A 23890-nucleotide genomic window follows, 5' to 3' on the forward strand; every position below is an offset into this window, starting at 1 on the left:
TAATATTTATGCCATATTCTAGCAATCGGGAAAAAGCCATATCCAGTTTTCCCCAATTATCAGGTAGGCCTTGTCAGACAAAGAGTTCTGTTGCTTCTAATTTTTAGCAGTGGTACCATAAAGAGGGTGAATATGATATATCTACAATAAATTCAGGATTGACAGGTTTTTGTTTGGCTGACTTTGTTACAAAGACCCGAAATTTGTAAATAAAATGTTACTTGATTTGGGCCTGTGAGTTCGATAAATTTATATATATCAACAATTTTAGACATATTAAGAGAAGACTTATTAGACGATGCAAAATTGTAATAATCAAACAATTATTCAAGTTAAGATAAGAAACTCATACATCATTGGAGGAACGGTTATGTTTTCAAATGCAGAAATTGGAATCGATTTAGGTACTGCCAATATCCTTATTTATTCAAAGTCCAAGGGAATTGTTTTAAACGAACCATCTGTCGTTGCAATAGATATTAATACGAAACAAGTAGTTGCAGTGGGGACGGAAGCGAAAGAAATGATCGGAAAAACGCCAAAAAATATTATTCCTATACGTCCATTAAGGGATGGAGTAATAGCTGATTATGATGTTACTGCGCAAATGCTGAAAGCTCTGCTTAAAAAGGTAAGTAAAAAAGCTGGCATTTCCACACGTAAACCAACTGTAGTAGTTTGTACACCTTCAGGAAGTACCTCCGTAGAACGCAGAGCTATACATAATGCTGTTACTAGCTATGGTGCAAAACAGGTTCATCTTATTGAGGAGCCTGTAGCAGCAGCTATCGGAGCTGACTTACCAGTTGATGAGCCAATTGCTAACGTGGTATTGGATATCGGTGGTGGTACATCCGAAGTTGGAATCATTTCCTTCGGTGGAGTTGTAGCATGCAATTCTGTTCGTGTAGGTGGCGACAGATTAGATGAGGAAATCATTCAGAATATCCGTAAACACTATAATATCCTTATTGGTGAGCGTACCGCAGAAAATATTAAGATGGAAATCGGATACGCGCATAAAAATCATAAGGAAGAATCTATGGACATCCGTGGACGTGATATGGTAACTGGATTACCGAAGACCATTACGATTACTTCTTATGAAGTCTATTCTGCCATTCAGGAATCTCTTGAACAGATTCTTGATGCAGTACGTGCAACACTTGAAGAATGTCCACCAGAATTAAGTGGGGATATTGTCGATCATGGTATCGTTATTACAGGTGGCGGCGCCTTGCTGAAAGGAATGCAGGAATGGCTCTCTAATGAGCTTAATGTACCTGTGCATATTGCAACAAATCCTTTGGAATCTGTCGCAGTTGGTACGGGAAGAGCACTTAAAATGATAAATAAATTACAAAAAGCAGCAAAATAATGAAAAGCTCATGCAGAAGTGCATGGGCTTTATTCATTTCTTTAAATTTTATACTAGGCTGAAAAAATAACTAAAGTGAGTTTTTCCTATCCAAATTCGTTAGCTTCTAATCTTCTCTAAAAAAGATGTTGAATCGCACGTTACGTGTTGTTATATACTTATAGAAGGATGCTACGAACAAGGAGGTTAGATAAATATGGATGTTGTCTATATATCTACAATTGCGGTCACGATTATGTTTGTGATGATAGCTGGTTTTCAAGTACTACTTTCACTTGGTTATCCAGTTGGCGAATTCGCAATGGGAGGCTTTTATAAAGTACTGCCAAAAAAATTACGTATAGTCAGTGCAGCAAATGCAATTCTTCTCCTTTTTATGGGATATGTTTTTCTTTCTCATTCAAAAATTATAAACGGTTACCCTTTCATACCAACTACTATATTAATCTGGATATTCACCATTTTTCTAGGACTAAATACAGTAGCAAATCTCATTTCCCAGAGTAAGAAAGAAAAATTAGTTATGACACCATTATCAAGTATTGCTTTTGTATTATGTTTAATTATTGCAGCTTCATAATGAATAACGTTTTGTATGCTTGGCCAAGCCTCTAGGGAGATTGTCCATTGTTTCTATATGGAGAGATAGTTGTTCAAGGCATTCATAATGAAATATTTTTAGAGCTTGTTTTCATTGTTCTTTCGCCGAAAATGGGCTTACATATAACACGACATATCCACTACGGCTATTATTCTTAAAAAAATTATAAAAATTCTAAAGAAACCGTTTACAAAAATATGAATATGCTCTATACTAAGAATTAATAAATCGTGTGAAGGCGAATTCTTCGTTTAACACACACGATTTAACCAATGATAACCTTACTGTCTAATCTGTTCACATTCCTCTTCAAGGTTTGTTCCAACAGTTATGAGCCAGTTCAATCTAAATTACAGGACACCTGTAACTAGATTTGAGCTGGCTTTTTTTTATCCACGTAAAGGAGGTAAAACGATGGCAGGGGCACTGGAACATATTAAAGTCCTAGATTTATCCAGAATTCTAGCTGGACCGTATTGTACCATGGTTCTTGGAGATCTCGGTGCAGCAGTTCTCAAAGTGGAAGCACCAGATGGAAGTGACGACACACGAGAATGGGGACCACCGTTTAAGGACGGTGTCAGTGCATATTATCTCTGTGCCAATCGCAATAAAAAAAGTATCACGATAAATTTAAAAGAAGAAGAAGGCATCGAGATAATTAAGGCATTAGTGAAGGAAAGTGATGTTGTTATTCACAATTTCAAAGCTGGAACAATGGAACGCTTAGGAATTGGGTATACCGCATTAGCTAAGGTAAATCCACAGATTATCTATTGCTCCATAACTGGATTTGGCGAGAATGGACCATATAAGGATTTACCAGGGTACGACTTCATCATACAGGCGATGAGTGGGTTAATGAGCATAACAGGTGAAGAAGATCATGAACCACAAAAACTCGGGGTAGCAATCACTGATATTTTAACTGGTTTATATGCTGCAGTCGGAATTCAAGCTGCTTTATTGGAAAGAACACAGTCTGGCCTAGGACAGAAGCTTGATCTTTCTTTATACGATTCCGCGGTTAGTTCACTCGTAAATATTGGAAGCAATTACTTAATGACTGGAAAAATTCCAAAACGCCTTGGAAATAAGCACGCTAATATCGTCCCGTATCAAACTTTCAAAACAAAGAACGGAGAAATGGTAATCGCAGTTGGTAACGACAGGCAATTTGAAAGCCTCTGTCGTGTGCTCGGTAAGGAGGAACTTAGTAAAGATTCGCGATTTGCTACGAATCCAGACCGCGTTAAAAATCGGGAACAGCTTATACCGATCATACAGGCTGAACTTTATAAGCAACCAACTACTTATTGGCAGTCCCACTGTAATCATAATAATATTCCATGTGGTCCCATTCAAAAGTTGGACCAAGTAGTAGATGACCCTCAATTACAAGCAAGAGATATGTTCATAGAGTGTGAGCATCCAACTGCAGGTGTAATTAAAATGATTGGCAGTCCATTAAAACTATCACGCACCCCAGTAGGCATACGTCACCATCCACCAGCTGTGGGGGAACATAACAAAGAAGTTTTATCAAAACTAAAATGGAGCAAAGGAGAGGAAAAAGAATGAATTTTGAATTCACAGAAGAACAAAACATGCTAAGAAAGACAGTGAGAGATTTTACGGATAAGGAAATTATGCCTTACATTGCGGAATGGGATAGAGAAGGCAAATTTGATCCCACTATTCTGACAAAAATAGCCCAATTAGGGCTAATGGGAGTGTGCATTCCTGAGGAATACGGCGGTGCTGGAATGGATTACAATTCCTTGGCGATTGTTTGTGAGGAATTAGAGCGCGGAGATACTGCATTTCGTACAGCTGTATCTGTCCACACAGGGCTTAACAGTATGACGTTATTACAATGGGGCACAGAAGAACAAAAGAGAAAATATCTCGCGCCACAGGCAAAAGGGGAAAAAATTGGCGCATTCGGACTTACCGAGCCAGGTGCAGGATCTGACGTAGCCTCTATGCAAACAACAGCAGTAAAAGAAGGAGATTACTATATTTTAAATGGGCAAAAAACTTGGATATCCCTGTGTGACATAGCTGACCACTTCCTAGTTTTCGCCTATACCGGTGACCGCTCAGAAAAACATAGAGGGATTTCTGCATTTATCGTAGAACGCTCGTGGGAAGGCTTTTCTTCTAAAGCAATTAAAGGAAAGCTCGGTATAAGATCTGGAAATACAGGAGAGATATTTTTCGATCATATAAGAGTGCCAAAAGAGAACTTACTTGGCAAAGAAGGAGAAGGCTTTAAAATTGCCATGTCTGCTTTAGATAATGGACGTTTCACTGTTGCTGCTGGTGCTGTTGGACAAATTATGGCTTGCTTAGAAGCAAGCGTGAAATATTGCCACGAGCGGGAAACCTTTGGTAAAGAAATCGGAAAACACCAGCTTGTTCAGCAAATGATCGCCAAGATGGAGGCCGGATTCCAAATGAGTCGCTTGCTTGTTTATCGAGCTGGTGAATTGAAAAATCAAGGGAAACGCAATACGAGAGAAACTTCTCTTGCAAAATGGCAAGCATGTGACTTTGCAAACCAGGCTGCAGACGATGCAGTTCAAATCCATGGTGCATATGGATATTCCGACGAGTATCCAGTCGAGCGCTATTTACGCAACTCCAAGGCACCCGTTATTTACGAGGGTACACGTGAAATCCATACGATTATGCAAGCCGAATATGTTTTAGGTTATCGCGAAGATAAGCCATTAAGCAAAATGCTGCCTGCGTGGGAAGTTCAGGAGTTAGTATAAAATAGAATAGTGGAGCAAATCGTGGGGAGATTTGCTCCTCTATGCTTTTTTCCTTTCAGTTGATTTGGGGATTGTTTACTTGTTCGGCTTTTTATCCTCCTTATTTAAGGCCTTTTCTCTCTGTAGGAATCGTTTGTGTCTTCATTTGGCTAATGAACGACCTTTTCTCTTTTTGCGAGTAGCATTCGTGTCTTCATCTGCCTTATGAACGACCTTTTCTCGCTTTGCGGGTAGCATTCGGGTCTTCATCACCCCCATGAAAGACCTTTCCTCGCTTTGCGGGTAGCATTCGGGTCTTCATCTGCCTTATGAACGACCTTTTCTCACTTTGTGGGTAGCATTTGGGTCTTCATCTGCCTTATGAACGGCCTTTTCTCTTTTTGGAAGTAGCATTCGGGTCTTCATCTGCCTTATGAACGACCTTTTCTCGCTTTGCGGGTAGCATTCGGGTCTTCATCTGCCTTATGAACGACCTTTTCTCGCTTTGCGGGTAGCATTCGGGTCTTCATCACCTCCATGAAAGACCTTTTCTCACTTTGTGAGAGTCATTTGGGTCTTCATCCCCCTCTTGATCAACCTTTTCCATCGCTTCCAGAACCATTAAGTTCTTCATCTATCTTATGAAAGACCTTCTCCTTTTTGCTGGAATCATTCTGGCTTCCATCTTCAGCAAACCATACAAATTCAAAAAAACCAACCAACAATATCCAGTTGATTGGCTTCCTCTATTTATTCCCCTGCAATACCAGATCCAGCATATACCTCGTACTGCTTATATAAATCTCTTAACGCAGAGGCAAGGGCATTTCCGGCTTTTCCCAAATAATGTGCTTTGATAATTTCTACAGGCTTTTCAATTCCCTCTTGGAGGCTGTAGCCTCTAAGCAAACGCTGAATAAAATCTCGTCCATGTTCGGTTGCAAGTGTGCAGTTTGCTGCTACAATAACTCCATATTTTTTATCAATCTCTGCTGTAATGGTTAATGTCTCATAAACGCTTTTTGCTGCCATTCCAGAGGGCAGTCGTGCATGACCAGCCATAAATACGGTATTCATCTCTTGCTCATACCCTTCCAATTGAAATACTAGTTCAGTATAATCATAGATGAGATTCAGTAATGGTTACTCCTCGTTTTGCCATTTCCTTGATATAAACATCTCCAGGTACAATTTTTTCTGGAGGGTAAACACCATTTTCTTTTATTATGCCATTTCCTATCAATTGTGCAACTACGGAAATCGTATTCGCTGTTGCTCTTGCCATTGCAGTTACATTAGTCACTCGGTCTTTATAGGTAACCATCTCATATTGATAGCTGTGTGATTCCCCTTCTTTTGTACCGGATACCACTACCCGTAATAGTACAACATCGTCTTTATCTTTTAAATCCACTATCGGGTCAAGCAGTTTCAAGAATACTTGGCGAGGATTTATTTGTGCTCCGTTTACTTTTACTTCATATTCTTTTCTCGTTAAGTTGAGGTCCACAAGAAGCTTGAATTTCTCTGCATGGCCAGGGTAGCGTATCGTTTTATATTCTAAGGTATCGATATTAGGAAACGAAAGAGATAAGGTAGAAGTGCCACCAGAAGTGTGAAAGGCTTCTAGCGGTCCAAATTTTTCAAAATGAACCGTTTCAATTTCTGATAGAGAGGGGATTTCCTGTTTGGTCCCGTTTCGGATAATAAGAGAAGGATCTGTGTAATGGTCAAATACTCCTTCCATGGAGAATACATGATTATACTCCAATGGCGGCTCTGGTTTAACTGGAATACCTCCTACATATAATTTAATTGATTGTGTCTCATCCAGCTTGCTTGCCCCATATCCTGATAAAATATTTATCATTCCAGGAGCAACGCCTAAATCAGGAATAATGGTTACCCCAGCCTTCTTTGCCTCGTCATCCAGTGCCAATACTTTATCGGTAATATGACCAATATGGCCACCTAAATCAACAGAATGTACGCCAGCTTGGATAGCAGTCCTCGCCACCACTTCATTAAATGAATAAAAAAGTGCATTAATTATCACATCGAACTGCTCGATAAACGCCTTTAAATCCGCTTCGTTACTTGCATCAACTTGATAAGGTGTTAGTTTAGCAGATTGGAGTGTGTCACAAACCTGTTGAACACGATTTAAATCGATATCTGCTAGCCCAACTGCTGTAACCTTTTCACTATGAATTAAGTCCCTTGCCGCTTCCTTCCCCATCAATCCTGCACCTAATACACCTATTTTCATCTAGACCCTCCATTCTACTTTTCAATTAAAATATAAGGAGTGTAACTTACTTTATTAAAAAAACATTCTTGCTATTCGAAAAATAATCAACATGCTTTCACAAAACGTATAAAAAGCACTTTATTATATTCTATTTTTGATCCTTAGATATATACGTATCTACCCATTTAATGAACGTTGCCTTTTATGTTATACTTGATAAATATTTCAACATAGAAGGGATTTATTATGCAAAGTAATCAAAAGTGGTCTTCAAAAATAGGATTTATTTTAGCTTCTGCTGGTGCTGCCATCGGATTAGGAGCTATTTGGAAATTTCCATATATGACGGGTATGAATGGTGGCGGTGCCTTTTACTTAGTGTTTATTGCTTTTACCATTATAATAGGGCTGCCTATTTTAATTGCTGAATTTATTATTGGAAGAGGCGCTGGAACAGAAGCAGTACAAGCTTATAACAAGTTCGCACCTAAAAGTTTGTGGTCTTTTATCGGGCATTGGGGTGTGGCTGGCGCCTTTCTGCTAATGTCTTTTTATAGTGTAGTTGGAGGGTGGGTACTGATATATAGTGCATTATCCATACCAGGTCTGATTATCAAGGAAAATGCCAATTATGCCGAATTATTCGCACAAATTACTGGCAGTCCTCTTATCGTTATTTTAGGTTTAGCATTGGTTATGCTTATCAACATTGTTGTCGTATCATTAGGCATTCAAAATGGGATAGAGAAGGCAAGCAAAGTATTAATGCCTTTGTTATTTATCTTTTTTATCGTACTAGTTATACGTGCTGTGACTTTTGAAGGAGCAATGGAGGGTGTTCGTTTCTTTCTTCAGCCGGATTTCTCTAAGCTGAATGCAGAGAACATCTTATATGCTTTAGGACAATCATTCTTTTTATTAGCAGTGGGAATCTCAGTAATGGTGACATATAGCTCCTATCTTAGTAAAGATGTGAGCATTCCGTTTGCTGCTGGTTCTGTGTCGATCATGAACATAATTGTTACGCTGCTAGCTGGTCTGGCTATTTTCCCAGTGGTATTTGCCTTTGGTCTAGAGCCGACAGAAGGACCTGGTTTATTGTTTATTGTCTTGCCTGAGGCATTTAGTGGCATGCCATTTGGCGAATTGTTCTTAAGTTTATTTTTGCTATTATTCCTATTCGCTGTATTAACTTCTTCCTTTAGTATGCTGGAGATTATTACAGCAGCATTTACCAATAAAAAGAAGCGTTCTCGGAAAAAAGTCGCTTTTCTGGCAGGTTTGCTCGTCTTTATTGTGGGTATCCCTGCTGCTCTATCATCGAACGTATTAGCAGAATTTAAGATCTTTGGATTAACCGTGTTTGATGCAACTGACTTCTTGGTAAGTAATATCATGTTACCTGCTGGCTGTTTGTTTATCGCATTGTTTATCGGTTACAGAATGGATAAGTCAATTGTGAAAGAAGAATTCACAGCCGCAAATCAGTTATCACAAGGGTCGTTCCAAACCTGGTATGGAATCATGCGATACTTGGCTCCCATTACGATTATTATTGTGTTTTTAACGTCTTTAGGTATTATTTAATGAATTGGTACCTCTAAAAGGCAACTACTTTAGGTATGGATGTCATAGAAAAAGCTAACGCATTCGCTCATTTAGCAAATGTGTTAGCTTTTATTTTACTTGTTCTTTATTTACCGTTCAGATACTTCTAATCTAAATTCCTAACATGAAAAAATTCAAACTGACGATTCTATGCTAATAAAATAATTGTTTGAATTTAGGCAGTATTTATCTCTAATCCTCTTCAAATTGATATAACAATTGATAATTCGATTCATCAAGCAACTCTGCAACGTGAACACGTACCCCATGCCCAAATACAACTTCATCAGAAGTCATCGCAACAATCATTGCTTTGGTATTGTTTTTAACATCGTGATAGATATCTCCAACAACTGGTTTTAACGTTTCATCATTTTCTGCTAAATAGCTAATGGATTCATCTTGTAATTGCTGCTCTTCTGGAACAAGACTCTTATCATAATAAGCAATCTCCTGACTCGCCTCCGCTTTGCCAGGAACCATGACCACATACTCATTATGCTTCACACCATTATCCCTTGTTGTAACAACATTGCCATCTTCTACACTTTCCACTTTCTCAATTTCATTTAATGAATAGTGATCAAGAAAATCTGGTGCTGGTTTCACGATTAAGATATAGTCACCAGGCTGGGCTTTTGCAGTTTCGTCTATCGTATACCGCTTCCCATAAAATATAAAGGTATCATTGTGTTTTGGTTTGTAATATTCAATCTCGCTCGCTTTCGTTAACACTTGCTTCATATCCTTTAAACGGTAAAGGTGGACGGATTTGTTAAACATTGCTTTGACACTGTATACCTTGTGCAATTCATTTTGATAAAAAACAAATTGGCCTTTTCGAACCTGTAGTAGCTTCATTTTCTTCCTCCTATCAACATATGTAGACGGTTAGTACTATATTCCCCTTATTACAGCCCATAAAACAGAATAGATGGTTCTACTATCTTAAGTTTATACCATAATGGAAATCATTTTTGAAACCTTTTCCTCTTTCACATCGTATATAAGTTATCAAATGCAGAGGAGTGTGAATATATGCTAGGAATTCTAACAACAACCATCCTTTCATTTATTCTTTATTTTATTATTAGCTTGTTTCTTATTCTTACAACTAAGAAAACACGTTTGACTACAATCAAAGCGGTTATATTTGCATTTATCATCTTGTTTATTTTAAACGCAGTGGTTGTATATCTCACTTTACCAGCCATCACAGTCCCTAACATGGCTATCCTTAATCTAGGGGTTGCCTTTATCGGAATGATAGGAATTTATTCATTTACCCTGACAAAGCCTTTTATAGGAGCAAATATAAAGTTTGACACAATCTCAGTCGGGATAATTGCAGTTTCGATTCTTGCACTTATTGTCTTTTCCATTCTTGGCATTTCAGCGCTTAATAATTCCTATGAATCCATAGCTAAGCAAGAGGTGGAAGAAGCAAAGCCTTTAGATAAAGATGCAACACCAATAGTCGTCTCACCAGAATTTGCTCGCAACAAAGTACAAAAATCAATGAGTGTTGTTCCAAATACCCAATTTTATGACCTAGGAAAGCTGCAAGTACAAAAGATTGGCGATGAAGTTGTATTTGTTGCTCCTGTCGAGTTCTCAGACTTTTGGCGTTATTTCCGAGGAAATGAAACGGAGGGATACTTCACCATTTCCGCTACCGATATCAATGCACAACCGAAGTTTGTTCAGAGTAAAATGCGGTACACAAATTCAAGTTTCTTCAATCATAACATCAATCGTGTTATTTATAGCGCCTTTCCTAATTATATTCAAAGTGGAGAAGCACAAATTGAAGTCGATGATCAAGGAAAACCGTGGTATGTTCAAACCCTTTATCAACCAATTGGTTTAACCAACAAGCCTGATATGTCGAATCTCCATGTAGCTGTTGTAGATCCTGTTTCTAGTGAGGTATCCCTGTATGACGTGGCTGAAGCACCCGCATTTGTAGAGGGCTCCATAAGTTCTGAGCTTGCCTCTACAGAGAATAATTACTTTGGTAAATATGTTCATGGTTGGTTAAACTCTATCTTTGGTAAAAAAGACGTGAAAATCCCAAATGAGTCTGGTACAGAAAGCGATGTTACTCCAATATTTGACGAAAATGGAGAGATGCATTACTTTACCGATATGTCGTCACCAAAGGAAAACATCGACTCCGCTTTAGGCTATACCTTGATTAATGCTAGAACTGGAGAACTTGTCTACTTTAATGGTGCACAGAATAACGGAATTATGGACAGCAAAGGAGCCAGAGAAATTGTAAACAAGGAATTCCCTGAAAAAAATTGGACTGGATCCATGCCCATCCTCTATAACATTGACGGAAACCCAACCTGGGTAGTTAATGTATTAGATCCAAACGGACTCTTTAAGCATTATGCCTATATTAAAGCAGCAGACTCTGACTTTGTCGTTTTCGGCGATACTGCGAGACAAACATTGGATGCTTATCGGTTAGCGCTTGCCCAAGACCCTAGTAATGTGGAGTCTACTGGTAAAACAGCTTTGGAAGACCGGAATGGTATTATTGACCGAGTAGTCGTAACAACCAAAGACACAAGCCAGCTTGTTCAATTTCTATTAGTTGGTGATAAAACCATTTATACCGTTAATTCCTCCAAAGCTCCTTTGTCTGTTTTCTTACAAAGAGGAGACCATATTAATTTAGAAGCGAATATCCTAGATAATGGAACTGCAATTGTCGAGACCATTACGATTGAAGGATTAACTGAATAGAAAATAAAAAAAATGGCGGGTCACATTCACGCCATTTTTTTCTTTCACTTTACTTATTCTTTTCAATCTCCTCAACTAGCAAGGATAATTCTTCCCATCGCTCCATTTTTGCTTCTAATTCGGACTCTACCTCTTGCTGTTGGGTAAAAAGTTCCTGTACCTTCCCAGCATCACTGCCAGCATCGATAATAGCTTGCTGCAATTCTTCCAATTTGGATTCTAACTCCATAATAACATCTTCTATTGTTTCATATTCCTTCTTTTCATTGTAAGAAAGCTTCCTTTTCGTTTCTTTCAATGGTTTTTGCTTTGGCTTCTCAAGTTTCGATTCTTTAATAATTGCTTGCTTCTTCTCCAAGTAATCACTATAATTCCCAAAAAGGTGGGTAATCTTGCCTTGCCCTTCGAATATAAACATCTCATCAATCACACGATCTAAGAAATAACGGTCGTGAGAAACAGTAATAACGACACCGGGAAAATGGTCTAAATATTCTTCGAGAACACTCAATGTCTGTGTATCCAAATCATTTGTCGGCTCATCTAAGAAAAGAACATTTGGCTCTGTCATTAACACTTTTAATAAATACAGCCTTCTTTTCTCTCCACCGGAAAGCTTGCGGATATAGCTATATTGCTCATATCTGGAGAATAAGAAGCGCTCCAGCATCTGCTCAGCAGTAATGACTTGCCCATCCTTTGTATGAATGACCTCTGCTACCTCTTTGATATAATCAATCATCCGCATTTCCCCATCGAGTTCCTGGTCTCCCTGGGTATAGTAGCCAATCTTTACGGTCTCACCAATTTCGATTTCCCCACTATCTGGCTCAATGCGACCAGCTAGCAAATTCAATAACGTAGATTTCCCAGACCCATTCGGCCCAATAATGCCAATACGATCTCCAGGTATAATCAAATTGCTAAAATCTCGAATAAGAACTCGATCCTCATAAGTCTTTGAAATATTGGTTATTTCCATGACTTTTTTTCCTAATCTAGTCGAACCAACTTGAAATTCAAGATTTTGTTTTTTTGTATCAAAGCGTTTGTCTTTCATTTCTTCCACACGTTCAATCCGTGCCTTCTGCTTCGTCGTCCTCGCCTTTGCTCCCCTTCGTAACCAAGCAAGCTCTCGTTTAAGCGTATTTTGGTGCTTCGCCTCGTTTGCTATTTCGAGGGCTTCTCGCTCTGCTTTCTTCTCAAGGAACATCTCATAATTTCCTTCATAGATGTATAAATTACCCTTGTCTAATTCATAAATTTTATTGGTGACACGATTCAAAAAGTAACGGTCATGCGTCACAAGCAGTAAGGAGCCTTTATAGGTCTGCAAGTATTTTTCCAGCCATTCTACTGTGTCATTATCAAGGTGGTTTGTCGGCTCATCCAAAATTAATAAATCTGCAGGCTGAATCAATGCCTTTGCAATCGATACCCGCTTCTTCTGACCTCCTGATAATTCCCCAACTTTCTTATCAAACATCGTGATTCCCAGCTTAGTTAACACAGTTTTTGCCGCTGTATTTGCTTCCCATGCTTCCGCTTCATCCATCTTTTGCTGCGTCTGCAGAAGCCTAGACTGAGCTAATTCGCTGTTTGGCTCTCTTTCCAGTTGAAGCAGTGCTTCTTCGTAGTCTCTCATCACTTTCATGATCGGAGCCTCACCATAATAGATATGCTCCATTACCGTTTGATTTTCATCCAATTCTGGCTCTTGGGCTAGATATTCGATTCGATAATCTTTTGCATGGTGAATCGAGCCTTTCTCCGCTGCATCGATTCCAGCTATTGCTTTTAAAAAACTCGACTTACCTGTACCATTCACTCCAATTAATCCAATTCGTTCCTTTTCTGCTATCGTACAGGAAATATCATTGAACAGTACTTTCTCACCATATGATTTATATATATTCTCTATCATTAACATAAGCAATCTTCCTCAAATCTTCTGTTAAAATTCTATCTTTCTATCTAAGTTTAGCTTAGTGACACGTTTTTTTCCACTTTATCCCGACTGGCTGTAAAATCCCCTACTTTAAAAATATATATGTAACTCATTTGTAACTTCATTCCTTTATTATGAACAACGTTCAAACTAAAAAAGGGGGACGTTACTTGTTAAATGTAAAAGCGATGTATCTGTTAGGTTGGATTGGTCTCTTGGCTGTTCTTGTATTTATTATTCCTATAAGTACAGAAGCAGCCGGCACAACGGTCAAAGGCACACATGGAGGAAAGACATACCAGCTTTATCTTCCTGATAAGTTTAGTGAAGATGAAAGCTACCCATTAATGGTAATGCTTCATGGTTGTACACAAGATGCCACCCAATTTGCAGCAGGCACAAAAATGAATGCGCTTGCAGACAAAGAAAGATTTATCGTTCTTTACCCTGAACAAAACTCTGGAGCAAACATGAATAAGTGCTGGAATTGGTTTGAGACCGCCCATCAATCTCGAGGAAGTGGCGAGCCAGCTGCTATTGCCGGTATGGTCCAAAAGATTGAAAGCGATTACGTAATTAGTGACAATCAAGTATATGTTGCTGGTCTTTCAGCTGGTGGAGGAATGAGTGTTATCATGGGGGCAACTTATCCAGACCTGTTTGATGGAATCGGTGTAGGAGCTGGATTGGAGTACAAAGCAGCAATAACTATGGTCGAGGCTTTTACAGCTATGTCAAGTGGGGGACCTGATCCGGTAAATCAGGGCAAACTTGCGTATCAAGCAATGGGCAGCAGAGCACAAACGTTGCCAGTTATTGCTGTTCACGGTACTTCTGACTATACCGTTAATCCAATCAATAGTGACCAAATCATCAAACAATGGGCTACAACTAATAATTATGTTGAGACTGGCTCATCAACTGGTTGGATAGATGACACTCCAGACCATACAGAAAATTTGCAAGTTCCAGGAGGCAGAGCTTACACAGTTTATGATTATCATAATACGGAAGGCAAGCTTTGGATGCAGAAAGTAATCGTACAAGGTATGGGGCATGCATGGTCAGGAGGAAGCACAGCGGGCAGCTATACAGATCCCCAGGGGCCGGATGCTAGTCAGATGATGTGGGACTTTTTCCAAGAGGTTGGCGACCGTCCTGATATCGTTACCACAACCGCTAATCCAAAAGGCGGAACTTATCAGGATTCCGTTGTTGTAGAACTTCAAGCCGATAGGGAAGCGACAACCTACTATACCTTAGATGGAACAGGACCAACCACTGATTCTACCGTTTATACGGAACCAATTACTATAGACAAGGACACAACCCTTAAGTTCTTCAGTCAAGATACGAGCGGAATAGCAGAAAACATTAAAGTGGAAGAATATAAGATTACAGATATTGTACCGGGTGATGAGACTGTTATCTCGTCTATTGCAAGTGAAGATGGATTTGTTGGAAGGTATGCAGTTGATGGAAAAGGAAATGGAACTGTAAAAGCTGGTGATAAAGGCATGTATAATATCGATACGTATCGAGGTATTCTTTCCTTTGACACAAGTAATCTTACCGAACCTATCCATCATGCGAAAATCAGACTGTACAAAAAAGCATCTCAAGGTGTGGTCAACTCTCTTCAAGTCGATGTTAAAAAAGGAGTATTCGGCAGCAGCTCAGCAATTGAACAAACCGACTTCGCAAGTACACCTTCTGCATCGAATATAGCAACCAGTAAAAACTTTGGAGGAGAGTACATCGAAATTCTACTTCCAGAAAGCAGTTATATTCACATTAACCAAAGTGGTAAAACACAATTCCGATTACAGGCAGCTACAACGGCAGGATTTAATGCAAATAGCATAGAGTTCTATGGTGGAGAAGAGGAAAGCAAAGCTCCGCAACTAATAATAAATAGCCAGAATTGAACCAAAGGCGTAAGCGCCCGTTTAGCAACGTACAAACTGGAGCACTCCGCAATGAGATAAAGGAAACACGATGAATGTAGTGAGTCGATGTTGACTTATCGTAGTGGAGGGGTGTGAAGTTAGCTAGTTGCTGGGCGCTGAAGCCGGACGTGGCCTTTCTTGTATTAAGAATAATCCAAACTGCAAGTTTTATAATTTCCTATATACAGAAAAAAATCGAGTAGTGCATTAAAATGCATTACTCGATTTTTATTATCCCAACTGCTTCAAAATATTTGCCATTTCAATGGCATTAGAAGCACATTCTGAACCTTTATTGCCTGCTTTTGTTCCTGCACGTTCAATGGCTTGTTCTATTGTCTCCGTTGTTAATAATCCAAAAATAACCGGCTTTCCAGTTCTTGCAGAAGCATTTGCAATTCCTTTCGCCGCTTCATTACATACGTAATCAAAGTGTGGAGTCGAGCCACGAATGACTGTCCCTAATGAAATTACTGCATCATACGAATCGTTTGCTGCCATTCTTTCTGCAATCAGCGGCAGTTCGAATGCGCCCGGAACCCAGGCAACATCAATGTTTTCTTCCTCTACTCCATGTCTTTTTAATGTATCGATTGCTCCATCGAGTAACTTATTCGTAATAAATTCATTAAATCTTGCTACTACAATCCCAATCTTTAAGTCTGTTCCTACTAAATTTCCTTCAAATCTTTTTCCCATTATTTTATCTCCTCACATAGATTTTTTCTTGTTTTTTTCTATACGTAATTAAATCTGCAATCGTAATCAACTTTAAATCAAACTCTTCTGCTATTCTTTCTAAATCCGGCATTCTTGCCATTGTTCCATCATCTTTGATAATTTCACAAATGACACCTGAAGGATATGCACCACTTAAGTAGGCTAGATCGACTGCCGCCTCTGTATGACCAGGTCGCACGAGCACACCGCCATCTTTGGCAATAAGCGGAAAGACATGTCCTGGCATTTTAAAATCTTGAGCCGCTGTATCTGATTTTGTTAATGCCTGGATGGTTAAGGATCTTTCTTTCGCACTTATACCGGTTGTAGTATCGATATGGTCAACAGAAGTTGTAAATGCAGTCCGTAACGGATCGCTACTATCCTGTATCATCATTGGCAGATCTAATTGCTTAGCACGAACCTCAGTTATTGGGGTGCAGACAAGTCCTTTTCCATGTGTAATCATAAAATTAATTACCTCAGATGTTGCTTTTTCAGATAAGGCAATAAAATCTCCTTCGTTTTCTCTATCCTCATCATCTGCTACAATAATTACTTTTCCGGCTTTCAAATCTTCAATTGCTTCCTCAATCGTATTCATTCCTTCACCCCTTTTTACATGAATCCATTGCTTTTTAAAAAATCCGCATCTATCTCTGACTTTTGTTCTACCTGTTCACGTTGCAGCATATGTTGAACGTGCTTAGCTAACATATCGCATTCAATATTTACCTTATCACCTTCTCCTTTCCCCCCAAGTATCGTTTCCGATACGGTATGAGGGATAAGGGAAATGGTAACCAAGTTATTTTCTATTCCAAACACCGTCAAACTCGTACCATCAACGGTAATCGAACCCTTATGCAGTACATAGCGTGAAAGTTCCTCTGGAATTTGAATCTGGTAGTAAACCGCATTTTGTTCTTTTTGTTTTTTTAAAATTTCCCCAACACCATCCACATGTCCAGAAACAAAGTGTCCCCCAAATCTTCCATTTGCTAGCATAGCACGCTCCAGATTGACCTTCGACCCTGCTTTCAAGTCCTTTAGGGAGGTCGATAATATCGTTTCTGGCATCGCATCAACCTGGAATGAATTCTTTGTATAATTGGTAACAGTTAAGCAAATACCATTCACTGCAATACTGTCGCCAAGATGCACATATTCTAAGATTTTAGTTGATGTAATCGTCATCTCTACAGCTTGCTCTGATACCTTTTGTATCTTTTCTACTTTTCCTATTTCCTCAATGATTCCAGTAAACATGTATTTTCCCCTTCCTTCCCTTAGCCTGTTGATTATCAGTCTAGGTTGAACTCAAGCTAGTATGACATCTTCGCCTTCCCTTCAGAAGCAGTCTATATAAATCGAAAAAAGCCTACAAGGAATCCCTCGTAGGCTCTAATGGTAATAGTTAGAATTATCAGACTAACACAAAGAAGCTATGTATAAATCCATATACAATAGAAAATGTGCGTCATCGATTCCTTCTCCCATCCAGACTTTCACTGTCGGCTCTGGATTCACACCAGATCCACCGCTTGGCTGACGCCGCACGGGTCACGGACTTAGAAGCATTGCTTCAACACCGCCGGTAGGGAATTTCACCCTGCCCCGAAGGAAATTGCGTATTTAAATGTTATTTGTATTATACATGCGCTACTTACTTTTTGCAACCCTCTTTATTTGAGAAGAGATTAAATGGAAAAATCACTTTTATAGGAAACCGCCCATATTTTCAGAAAAACGCTCACATCTCTAAAATACCGCTTGATATTTTTGAAAAAATGCTTTTAAGTCGCTGAGACGATTATTTACGACATAAGCAACACCTAATTATAACTCCATTGCCGATAGTTTCTCCACCATTGCTTCATATGTCATTGCACCATACCCCTTGTAGGTAATCTTTCCTTCGGGGTCTATCATATATGTCGTTGGAATTGGACTAATTCTATATTGAAGAGCCACTGAGCCTTCTACATCAAGTGCAATAGGAAAGCTAAGAGAGAATTCATCTTTAAATTTTTGAACATTACTTTTCTTTATTTCTGTATCTGTTAAATTAACTGCTAACACAACAACATCATTCTGATCGTAAAAATTTTGCATATCTGGCATCTCATCACGGCATGGCGGACACCAGGTTGCCCAGAAATTAAGCATTACTGCCTTCCCGCGGTAATCGGATAATGTTACTTTTTCACCTGTCAATGATTCTAATTCAAAATCAGGAGCTTGATTACCGACTTCAAGCCCGGTATTCTCTTTGGCCATCACGCTTCCTGTTGGCACAATTAAAAGCATCATCAACAACAGAATGAATATTTTTTTTGCCATTTTCCGTCCTCCTATAAACAAAACTGTAGGAATATTGTTCCACTGACTTACCTGATTCATACTTAGACTTTCTTTATTAGCTATTTCCGTTTTGTTATAATGGAACATAATTTAATGAAGGAGGGTTCTCTATGCCACTGCCAAAAGGACAAGCGAATTGCATTACCGATATTGAAGGCGTTCAAGTAGGTCATGTTACCTTATATGAAAAAATGGATCAGGAAAATACAATATGTACGGGAGTAACCGCGATTCTCCCACATAAAGGGAACCTTTTTAAGGATAAAGTACATGCTGGAGTTGCCATTATTAATGGCTACGGCAAATCAGCAGGGCTTATACAAATTGATGAATTAGGCCTTGTTGAGTCACCTATCATGCTAACAAATACGCTTAGTATTGGCCCTGTTCTACAAGGTACATTAACGTATATGCTGGAGGAGAATCAAGATATTGGTGACAATACAAGCACGATTAATATTGTCGTAGGGGAATGCAATGATGGCTACCTTAATTCCACTCGCCTACAAGCTGTAAAACCTGAACATGCCATTGAAGCGATTCAAGTTGCATCAGATGAACCTGCTCAAGAGGGTGCAGTTGGTGCAGGTAAAGGAACAATATGTTTTGGTTATAAAGGTGGCATAGGAACTTCTTCCCGGGTTATAACAGCAGGTGGAGAAACATATAAAGTGGGCGTGCTGGTTCAAAGTAACTTTGGTAACCGGGATGAAGCATTGTTTGCTGATTTTAAGAAGAAAGAATTAGATACACCAGATGGTTCTATCATGATTATTATTGCAACAGATGCCCCTTTATATGGTAGACAGCTAAAACGATTGGCTAAGCGGGCCGCAGCTGGACTTGGAAGAACGGGAAGTCACATTGCCCATGGAAGCGGGGATATAGCAATAGCCTTTTCCACAGCGAATAAACATCGCCATTATGCTGATACAGTTCTTGAATCCTTAACGTATATAAGAGACGGCCATCCAATTATGAATGACCTTTTCCTCGGAGTCGTTGAAGCAACCGAAGAAGCAGTTATTCGTTCCTTACAGATGGCAGAAACAACAGAAGGCAGACAAGGAAGAAAAGTAGAACGAGCCCCTTTAAGTTAAAAGGGGCTCGTTTTATCGCAGGCTGAGTGAAGTTTCACCTTATTTAGATTTTGCCATAAAAGATTTCGGCACATCGGCACGGAAAAGCATCAATCGATTATTATACGGATGATGGAAACTAAGGACCTTTGCATGCAATCCTAATCGGCCAATCGGATTCTCAGATGCACCATATTTTTTATCTCCAACTATGGAATGCCCAATATCTTGCATATGCACCCGTATTTGATTCTTTCGTCCGGTTTCTAATTGTAATTCCAGTAAGCTGAATCTCCCATTTGACTGAAGCTTTTTATAATGAGTGATTGCAAGCTGACCATCGTTTTTCACTGGACTTGAGTACACCATATGCGTTTTGCTTTCTTTTAACCATGATTTTATTTTTCCCGTTGGGTTCTTGACATCGCCTTCTACTAACGCGACATACGTTCTTTCCTTTACCATGTCTTTCCAGTCATCTTGCAGTTTACGTTTTACTTTTTCTTTCTTTGCAAACAGCATGACGCCTGACGTATCCTTATCTAATCGGTGTACGATAAAGATGCGACCCTGTGGGTTCTTTCGCTTTACATATTCAGTAAGCTGAAAATAAGCGGTAAGCTTCTTTTCCTTCTCTGTTGCAATCGTCAGCAGTCCAGCATCCTTATTGATTACAATAATGTCTTCATCTTCAAATAAAATCTTCATGCCAGTAAGTACGTCTTCCCGCTTAGCAACTTTGTTTTTCATGATGCTAACGGTTTGACCGGGTTTAAGCGGATAATTATATTTTGTTTCCATATGATCATCGACACTAACTTGTCCCCTAGCAAGAATGGATTTCACTGAATTACGGCTTCGATTTTCCATTACGCTTAAAAGGAATTTAAGTAGTTCTGTTGGTTCTTTTACTGTATAAGTCAAGTCTTTCTGTTCCATATTTCTACTCCTTAGGTAAGAAAAAATGTTAAGTAATCATTTCCTAATACTTAACATTATAGATATTGAATTAAATATGCAACTTATTTTTAACTAGCATAGATCTTTGCTTGCAACAACGAAATCATTCATTCTTGCAAGAATGAGGAAGTTAATCTTCATCCTTCACATCTATATCTTCAGGAATAGGTTCATTTAAGTATTCTAAAATCATATGCCGATATTTCTCGACTTGTTCGAAATGGGTTGTAAATTGCTGTTTATTAATTAAATATTGTTCTCCGTCATGTACAGCCCGAATACGTCCTTGTAATACTAATGCAGAAACTTTATTCTCAGGCATAGAAAGGTATTCAGCAGCTTCACCAATTGTTAGGTACACCCTTATTCCACCTTTCTTCTTAACTTAGTCTGTTAACACATCATGATATTCAGGAGTTTCTTCTAGTTTTCTTTTCGCATAGGGACACAGCGGCTTTATCTTTTTCCCTTCACTGCGTGCATATTCGACAACCTTCTCTACCAGTTGCCCTGCTATACCCTGACCACGCAGTTCATCAGAAACGTAAGTATGATCCACAACAATTCTATTTCCACCAGATCTTACAAATGTAATTTCTGCTAGAGGCTCTTTTACACTCTCACCTACATAAAATTTATTTTCCGCTTTGTTAATGGTTGTTGGCATAAGTCGAATTCTCCTCCTCATTCATATTCTCTACTATTTATTATACCCATATTCTTTCTATTTTTGTACAAATCCCTTTAAATGGATATGGCACCAAAAATTTACAACAAATTAACATTTTCCTGTTATACTCAAATAGTAACAGTCCTAATGTACTAGAATATCCACTAAAAAGGAGTCCACATATGCAACAAAAAATGAACAAGTTCATTTCAAAGTTCTCATTAAGGTTTAGACTATTAATTCCATTTCTAACTTTAATGATCATCGCTGTCGCTTTTATTGGATTTGCTTCTTACAACCAATCAAAAGAAATAACAATGAATTCAATTAAGGATCGTTTGCAACGAGAAACACAATTAATGGGGTATATCGCCGAGAACTTACAATTTCTATATGTAAGTGATCACGACTACTTTATGCAACAGTTAAATATTAGTATCAGGGACCAGCAAAGCCAGTTGGAATCAGATGGAATAGCATCGGAATTTTTCCAACTGACAGACGACGAAGTTATCCCTTTTCAAGTGAGTCAAAAGTCTCTTCCTTCTATATCTGATTCGATTATAAACTCAATCAATGAAACAGGAAATGGACAATTTACTAGGCAAATTGACGGGGAAGACTACCTGATCTCCTTCCAGCAAATGGATGAAATTAACGGGACTTATGTACTTCTTGTTCCAACTAGATCCTTCATGGGACCAGTTCAAGATATGGGGTATACATCTCTGACTATTATTATAGTTAGTATTTTAGTTTCTACCTTATTGATTATTGTATTTGTCCAAACCTTAACGAAACCACTTGATTTATTAAGAAACACGATGCGTGAAGTACGAAATGGTAATTTAAAACAAGCTGATCAGATACATACCACCATTCCTGAATTTGTTTCTTTGCAAAAAAGCTATAATGCAATGATTGAACATATGCGCACGATGATTGACGAGCTTAAAAACACGACGGTTCGCTTAAATCAAACGGGAGAGGAGTTAAAACAATCTTCTGAAGATGCACTGCAATCCAGTCATGATTTAATTGAATCCATTAATGTTGTTAAGCTTGGTGCCGAACAAACAGCAAATAGCTCAGAAACAAGTGTGACTCATTCTGTAATGATGAAGAGTCAAATGGAAGAAATGATTCAAAAAATGGACACGGTGTTTTCAAGTTCTGATCGAATGGGAGACACTGCTGTACACGGGGAGAAAAATATTCTTGCTTTAATTCATACCATCCAGTCCTTTGAAACGGACTTTAAGCACTTAACGAGTACAGTGAAAGATATTAACGCACATTCCTTCTCTATTTCTAAGTTAGTTGGTTTAATTCAAGGAATAGCAGAACAAACGAAACTGCTCTCACTTAATGCTGCTATTGAAGCAGCACGTGCTGGAGATGCTGGAAAGGGATTTTCCGTTGTTGCTAATGAGGTTGGTAAACTTGCAGCACAATCTTCAGAAGCGGCAAATGAAATTACACAATCTATCGAAAATATGAAAGGTATTACGCAAAATGCAACTGCAGAATTCCAACAAATGCTGCAAAAAACAAATGAAAATATTTCGATAGCCAATGAGTCGAAAGATAACTTCGATGACTTAATGCAGGAAATTTCAAATGTTGGAAATCATTTAGAGGGGATGCGTGGAGTAATCCATCACTTGGAAGAAGTTCTTCCAAGCTTAGAAGAAACTGCAGAAGAATTTGCCTCTATCTCTGAAGAAACATTAGCAAGTTCAGAAGAAATGCTTGCAAGCAGTGAGCATCAGCATCTACAAACAAAGAGTACACACGAAATCGGATTAAAATTAACCGAGCTTTCCCAATCTTTATCTCGGATTACATCTCGGTTTCAAATAAAATAGTTATAAGCATTGTCACTTTTAGAGGACAATGCTTATTCTATTGCAGGTTAACTGGCTGTCCCCTGCTATACACCCATTTCCGATCGATGATAAGAGAGTATATTCTCAAAAATAGCAGAAGGGATCTCTTCGGTGAGTAAATGTCCAGTTTTTTCATAAGTTATCAGTTCTGCTTTCGGTAAATCATTTACAAGTCGGTGTCCGACCGATACTGGAACTACTTTGTCTTCTTCTCCCCATAGCAACAAAGTCGGAATATCAATTTCCTTTAATTGCTCAGAGGTTAAATCCCCTTCTCGATGTCTTAGTAACCTAATGAGTGACCTGCTGAAATTCTTCTCTTTTAGTGGCCTGGTGAACTCACGAATATGATCCTCTGTCATTAAAGAAATATCATAAAATACATTTTTTAGGCTTTCTTTCACACTGCTCCTCTTGATTCTTCTCTGAACTGCCTGATGGAATAGTGGAAGATAAGAGCAGTATCTCATCAATCTATTTGCACCTTTCAAGTAACCAGAACTGCAAACCAGGATAAGTTTTTTCACTTTCTCAGGAATAATTCTCGCCGTATATAACGCTATTTGTCCACCCATTGAGTGGCCAACAAGTGTTACTCCATCCAAATTAAAATAATCGATACATGCAGCTACTACTTGTGCATAGTTATGATAACTATAGAAGAAAGACAATGATTTTTCGCTTTTACCAAACCCTGGTAAGTCCATCGCAATGATGGAGAAATGATTCTCCAGTAAAGGAATGATTTTATTAAACGTATAGGTGGAAGACAAATATCCATGTATCAGGACAATGGGGGGTTTTCCATTTAGAATATATTCACAATATATGTTTACGCCATTAATATTAATATAGGTTTCTGAATAGTTACTTTTTCCCATCTCGCACCTCATTGAATGATTTTACATACCTATTATTTACCCCAATAACAAAAATAATGTGCTGTAATTTGTAAAG

20 protein-coding genes, 1 pseudogene and 1 riboswitch are annotated in these 23890 nt (G+C 38.6%); of the genes and pseudogenes, 9 read left to right on the forward strand and 12 right to left on the reverse strand.

Features of this window, described 5'->3' with window-relative positions:
- Positions 1-370 precede the first annotated feature (370 nt).
- The 4 genes from mreBH (at position 371) to D8M04_RS19235 (ending at position 4759) form a co-directional block, all read left to right on the forward strand.
- Positions 371-1378, forward strand: a complete 1008-nt coding sequence (mreBH, locus tag D8M04_RS19220; protein ID WP_121525034.1) for a rod-share determining protein MreBH — start codon at positions 371-373, stop codon at positions 1376-1378.
- A 196-nt stretch (positions 1379-1574) separates the two neighbouring features.
- On the forward strand, positions 1575-1958 hold the full coding sequence (locus D8M04_RS19225; protein WP_121525035.1) for a hypothetical protein: 384 nt from the start codon (positions 1575-1577) through the stop codon (positions 1956-1958).
- 435 nt (positions 1959-2393) lie between these two features.
- Positions 2394-3560 carry a CaiB/BaiF CoA transferase family protein gene (locus D8M04_RS19230; RefSeq protein ID WP_121525036.1) on the forward strand — a complete coding sequence of 389 codons (1167 nt, stop codon included), beginning with the start codon at positions 2394-2396 and terminating at the stop codon, positions 3558-3560.
- Complete coding sequence (locus D8M04_RS19235) at positions 3557-4759, forward strand: acyl-CoA dehydrogenase family protein (protein ID WP_121525037.1); 1203 nt, start codon at positions 3557-3559, stop codon at positions 4757-4759. The genes D8M04_RS19230 and D8M04_RS19235 overlap by 4 nt, the downstream gene beginning before the upstream one ends.
- Before the next feature lie 729 nt (positions 4760-5488).
- On the opposite strand, the gene D8M04_RS19240 is transcribed toward D8M04_RS19235, so the two are convergent.
- Together D8M04_RS19240 and D8M04_RS19245 are read right to left on the reverse strand one after the other, a co-directional pair.
- The gene (locus D8M04_RS19240; RefSeq protein ID WP_121525038.1) at positions 5489-5815 is read right to left on the reverse strand and encodes a DUF3870 domain-containing protein; all 327 of its coding nucleotides are present in this window, start codon (positions 5813-5815) and stop codon (positions 5489-5491) included.
- A 43-nt stretch (positions 5816-5858) separates the two neighbouring features.
- Positions 5859-7007, reverse strand: a complete 1149-nt coding sequence (locus tag D8M04_RS19245; RefSeq protein ID WP_121525039.1) for a saccharopine dehydrogenase family protein — start codon at positions 7005-7007, stop codon at positions 5859-5861.
- A gap of 228 nt (positions 7008-7235) precedes the next feature.
- On the opposite strand from D8M04_RS19245, the gene D8M04_RS19250 reads away from it, so the two are divergent.
- Positions 7236-8576 (forward strand): sodium-dependent transporter, encoded by a 1341-nt coding sequence (locus D8M04_RS19250; RefSeq protein WP_121525040.1) that lies wholly within the window; start codon positions 7236-7238, stop codon positions 8574-8576.
- Positions 8577-8789: 213 nt separating this feature from the next.
- Here the strand turns inward: D8M04_RS19250 and D8M04_RS19255 are convergent, their stop codons facing one another.
- The gene (locus tag D8M04_RS19255) at positions 8790-9458 is read right to left on the reverse strand and encodes a hypothetical protein (protein ID WP_121525041.1); all 669 of its coding nucleotides are present in this window, start codon (positions 9456-9458) and stop codon (positions 8790-8792) included.
- 177 nt (positions 9459-9635) lie between these two features.
- On the opposite strand from D8M04_RS19255, the gene D8M04_RS19260 reads away from it, so the two are divergent.
- Complete coding sequence (locus tag D8M04_RS19260) at positions 9636-11354, forward strand: DNA-binding protein (RefSeq protein ID WP_121525042.1); 1719 nt, start codon at positions 9636-9638, stop codon at positions 11352-11354.
- Positions 11355-11403: 49 nt separating this feature from the next.
- Here the strand turns inward: D8M04_RS19260 and D8M04_RS19265 are convergent, their stop codons facing one another.
- Positions 11404-13284 (reverse strand): ABC-F family ATP-binding cassette domain-containing protein, encoded by a 1881-nt coding sequence (locus tag D8M04_RS19265; RefSeq protein ID WP_121525043.1) that lies wholly within the window; start codon positions 13282-13284, stop codon positions 11404-11406.
- 188 nt (positions 13285-13472) lie between these two features.
- On the opposite strand from D8M04_RS19265, the gene D8M04_RS19270 reads away from it, so the two are divergent.
- Positions 13473-15230, forward strand: a complete 1758-nt coding sequence (locus tag D8M04_RS19270; protein ID WP_246001350.1) for an extracellular catalytic domain type 1 short-chain-length polyhydroxyalkanoate depolymerase — start codon at positions 13473-13475, stop codon at positions 15228-15230.
- Between the two features lie 252 nt (positions 15231-15482).
- Here D8M04_RS19270 and ribH read toward each other — a convergent pair whose 3' ends face one another.
- From ribH to D8M04_RS19290, 4 genes and pseudogenes are all read right to left on the reverse strand, one after another.
- Entirely contained in the window at positions 15483-15950 is a 468-nt protein-coding gene (ribH, locus tag D8M04_RS19275) for a 6,7-dimethyl-8-ribityllumazine synthase (protein ID WP_121525045.1), read from the reverse strand.
- A gap of 10 nt (positions 15951-15960) precedes the next feature.
- A pseudogene (gene ribB / locus D8M04_RS19280) lies at positions 15961-16575 on the reverse strand (3,4-dihydroxy-2-butanone-4-phosphate synthase); the annotation flags it as partial.
- 14 nt (positions 16576-16589) lie between these two features.
- Positions 16590-17240 carry a riboflavin synthase gene (gene ribE / locus D8M04_RS19285; RefSeq protein WP_121525047.1) on the reverse strand — a complete coding sequence of 217 codons (651 nt, stop codon included), beginning with the start codon at positions 17238-17240 and terminating at the stop codon, positions 16590-16592.
- 215 nt (positions 17241-17455) lie between these two features.
- A riboswitch (FMN riboswitch) is annotated at positions 17456-17600 on the reverse strand.
- A 210-nt stretch (positions 17601-17810) separates the two neighbouring features.
- The gene (locus D8M04_RS19290; RefSeq protein WP_246001351.1) at positions 17811-18314 is read right to left on the reverse strand and encodes a peroxiredoxin family protein; all 504 of its coding nucleotides are present in this window, start codon (positions 18312-18314) and stop codon (positions 17811-17813) included.
- Positions 18315-18445: 131 nt separating this feature from the next.
- Between D8M04_RS19290 and D8M04_RS19295 the strand changes: the two genes are divergently transcribed.
- On the forward strand, positions 18446-19435 hold the full coding sequence (locus D8M04_RS19295) for a DmpA family aminopeptidase (protein WP_121525049.1): 990 nt from the start codon (positions 18446-18448) through the stop codon (positions 19433-19435).
- A 39-nt stretch (positions 19436-19474) separates the two neighbouring features.
- Here D8M04_RS19295 and D8M04_RS19300 read toward each other — a convergent pair whose 3' ends face one another.
- From D8M04_RS19300 to D8M04_RS19310, 3 genes are all read right to left on the reverse strand, one after another.
- Positions 19475-20353: an RluA family pseudouridine synthase gene (locus D8M04_RS19300; protein WP_121525050.1), complete on the reverse strand. Its 879-nt coding sequence runs from the start codon at positions 20351-20353 to the stop codon at positions 19475-19477.
- 151 nt (positions 20354-20504) lie between these two features.
- Positions 20505-20735, reverse strand: coding sequence for an excisionase family DNA-binding protein (locus tag D8M04_RS19305; protein WP_121525051.1), 231 nt, complete (start codon positions 20733-20735; stop codon positions 20505-20507).
- Positions 20736-20759: 24 nt separating this feature from the next.
- A complete protein-coding gene (locus D8M04_RS19310; RefSeq protein WP_121525052.1) occupies positions 20760-21041 on the reverse strand; it encodes a GNAT family N-acetyltransferase in 282 nt (93 codons plus the stop codon).
- A 185-nt stretch (positions 21042-21226) separates the two neighbouring features.
- On the opposite strand from D8M04_RS19310, the gene D8M04_RS19315 reads away from it, so the two are divergent.
- Complete coding sequence (locus tag D8M04_RS19315) at positions 21227-22912, forward strand: methyl-accepting chemotaxis protein (protein ID WP_121525053.1); 1686 nt, start codon at positions 21227-21229, stop codon at positions 22910-22912.
- A gap of 65 nt (positions 22913-22977) precedes the next feature.
- On the opposite strand, the gene D8M04_RS19320 is transcribed toward D8M04_RS19315, so the two are convergent.
- Positions 22978-23814 carry an alpha/beta fold hydrolase gene (locus D8M04_RS19320; RefSeq protein ID WP_121525054.1) on the reverse strand — a complete coding sequence of 279 codons (837 nt, stop codon included), beginning with the start codon at positions 23812-23814 and terminating at the stop codon, positions 22978-22980.
- Positions 23815-23890: the final 76 nt, after the last annotated feature.

It is taken from the genome of Oceanobacillus piezotolerans (genome assembly GCF_003665065.1).
Taxonomy (GTDB): Bacteria; Bacillota; Bacilli; order Bacillales; family Amphibacillaceae; genus Oceanobacillus; species Oceanobacillus piezotolerans.

Excerpts from the sequence above, each read along its gene's own strand:
- mreBH (WP_121525034.1), top strand. The coding sequence starts at position 371 with ATGTTTTCAAATGCAGAAATTGGAATCGATTTAGGTACTGCCAATATC.
- D8M04_RS19225 (WP_121525035.1), top strand. The coding sequence starts at position 1,575 with ATGGATGTTGTCTATATATCTACAATTGCGGTCACGATTATGTTTGTG.
- D8M04_RS19230 (WP_121525036.1), top strand. The coding sequence starts at position 2,394 with ATGGCAGGGGCACTGGAACATATTAAAGTCCTAGATTTATCCAGAATT.
- D8M04_RS19235 (WP_121525037.1), top strand. The coding sequence starts at position 3,557 with ATGAATTTTGAATTCACAGAAGAACAAAACATGCTAAGAAAGACAGTG.
- D8M04_RS19240 (WP_121525038.1), bottom strand. The coding sequence starts at position 5,815 with ATGAATACCGTATTTATGGCTGGTCATGCACGACTGCCCTCTGGAATG.
- D8M04_RS19245 (WP_121525039.1), bottom strand. The coding sequence starts at position 7,007 with ATGAAAATAGGTGTATTAGGTGCAGGATTGATGGGGAAGGAAGCGGCA.
- D8M04_RS19250 (WP_121525040.1), top strand. The coding sequence starts at position 7,236 with ATGCAAAGTAATCAAAAGTGGTCTTCAAAAATAGGATTTATTTTAGCT.
- D8M04_RS19255 (WP_121525041.1), bottom strand. The coding sequence starts at position 9,458 with ATGAAGCTACTACAGGTTCGAAAAGGCCAATTTGTTTTTTATCAAAAT.
- D8M04_RS19260 (WP_121525042.1), top strand. The coding sequence starts at position 9,636 with ATGCTAGGAATTCTAACAACAACCATCCTTTCATTTATTCTTTATTTT.
- D8M04_RS19265 (WP_121525043.1), bottom strand. The coding sequence starts at position 13,284 with ATGTTAATGATAGAGAATATATATAAATCATATGGTGAGAAAGTACTG.
- ribH (WP_121525045.1), bottom strand. The coding sequence starts at position 15,950 with ATGGGAAAAAGATTTGAAGGAAATTTAGTAGGAACAGACTTAAAGATT.
- ribE (WP_121525047.1), bottom strand. The coding sequence starts at position 17,240 with ATGTTTACTGGAATCATTGAGGAAATAGGAAAAGTAGAAAAGATACAA.
- D8M04_RS19290 (WP_246001351.1), bottom strand. The coding sequence starts at position 18,314 with ATGGCAAAAAAAATATTCATTCTGTTGTTGATGATGCTTTTAATTGTG.
- D8M04_RS19295 (WP_121525049.1), top strand. The coding sequence starts at position 18,446 with ATGCCACTGCCAAAAGGACAAGCGAATTGCATTACCGATATTGAAGGC.
- D8M04_RS19300 (WP_121525050.1), bottom strand. The coding sequence starts at position 20,353 with ATGGAACAGAAAGACTTGACTTATACAGTAAAAGAACCAACAGAACTA.
- D8M04_RS19310 (WP_121525052.1), bottom strand. The coding sequence starts at position 21,041 with ATGCCAACAACCATTAACAAAGCGGAAAATAAATTTTATGTAGGTGAG.
- D8M04_RS19315 (WP_121525053.1), top strand. The coding sequence starts at position 21,227 with ATGCAACAAAAAATGAACAAGTTCATTTCAAAGTTCTCATTAAGGTTT.
- D8M04_RS19320 (WP_121525054.1), bottom strand. The coding sequence starts at position 23,814 with ATGGGAAAAAGTAACTATTCAGAAACCTATATTAATATTAATGGCGTA.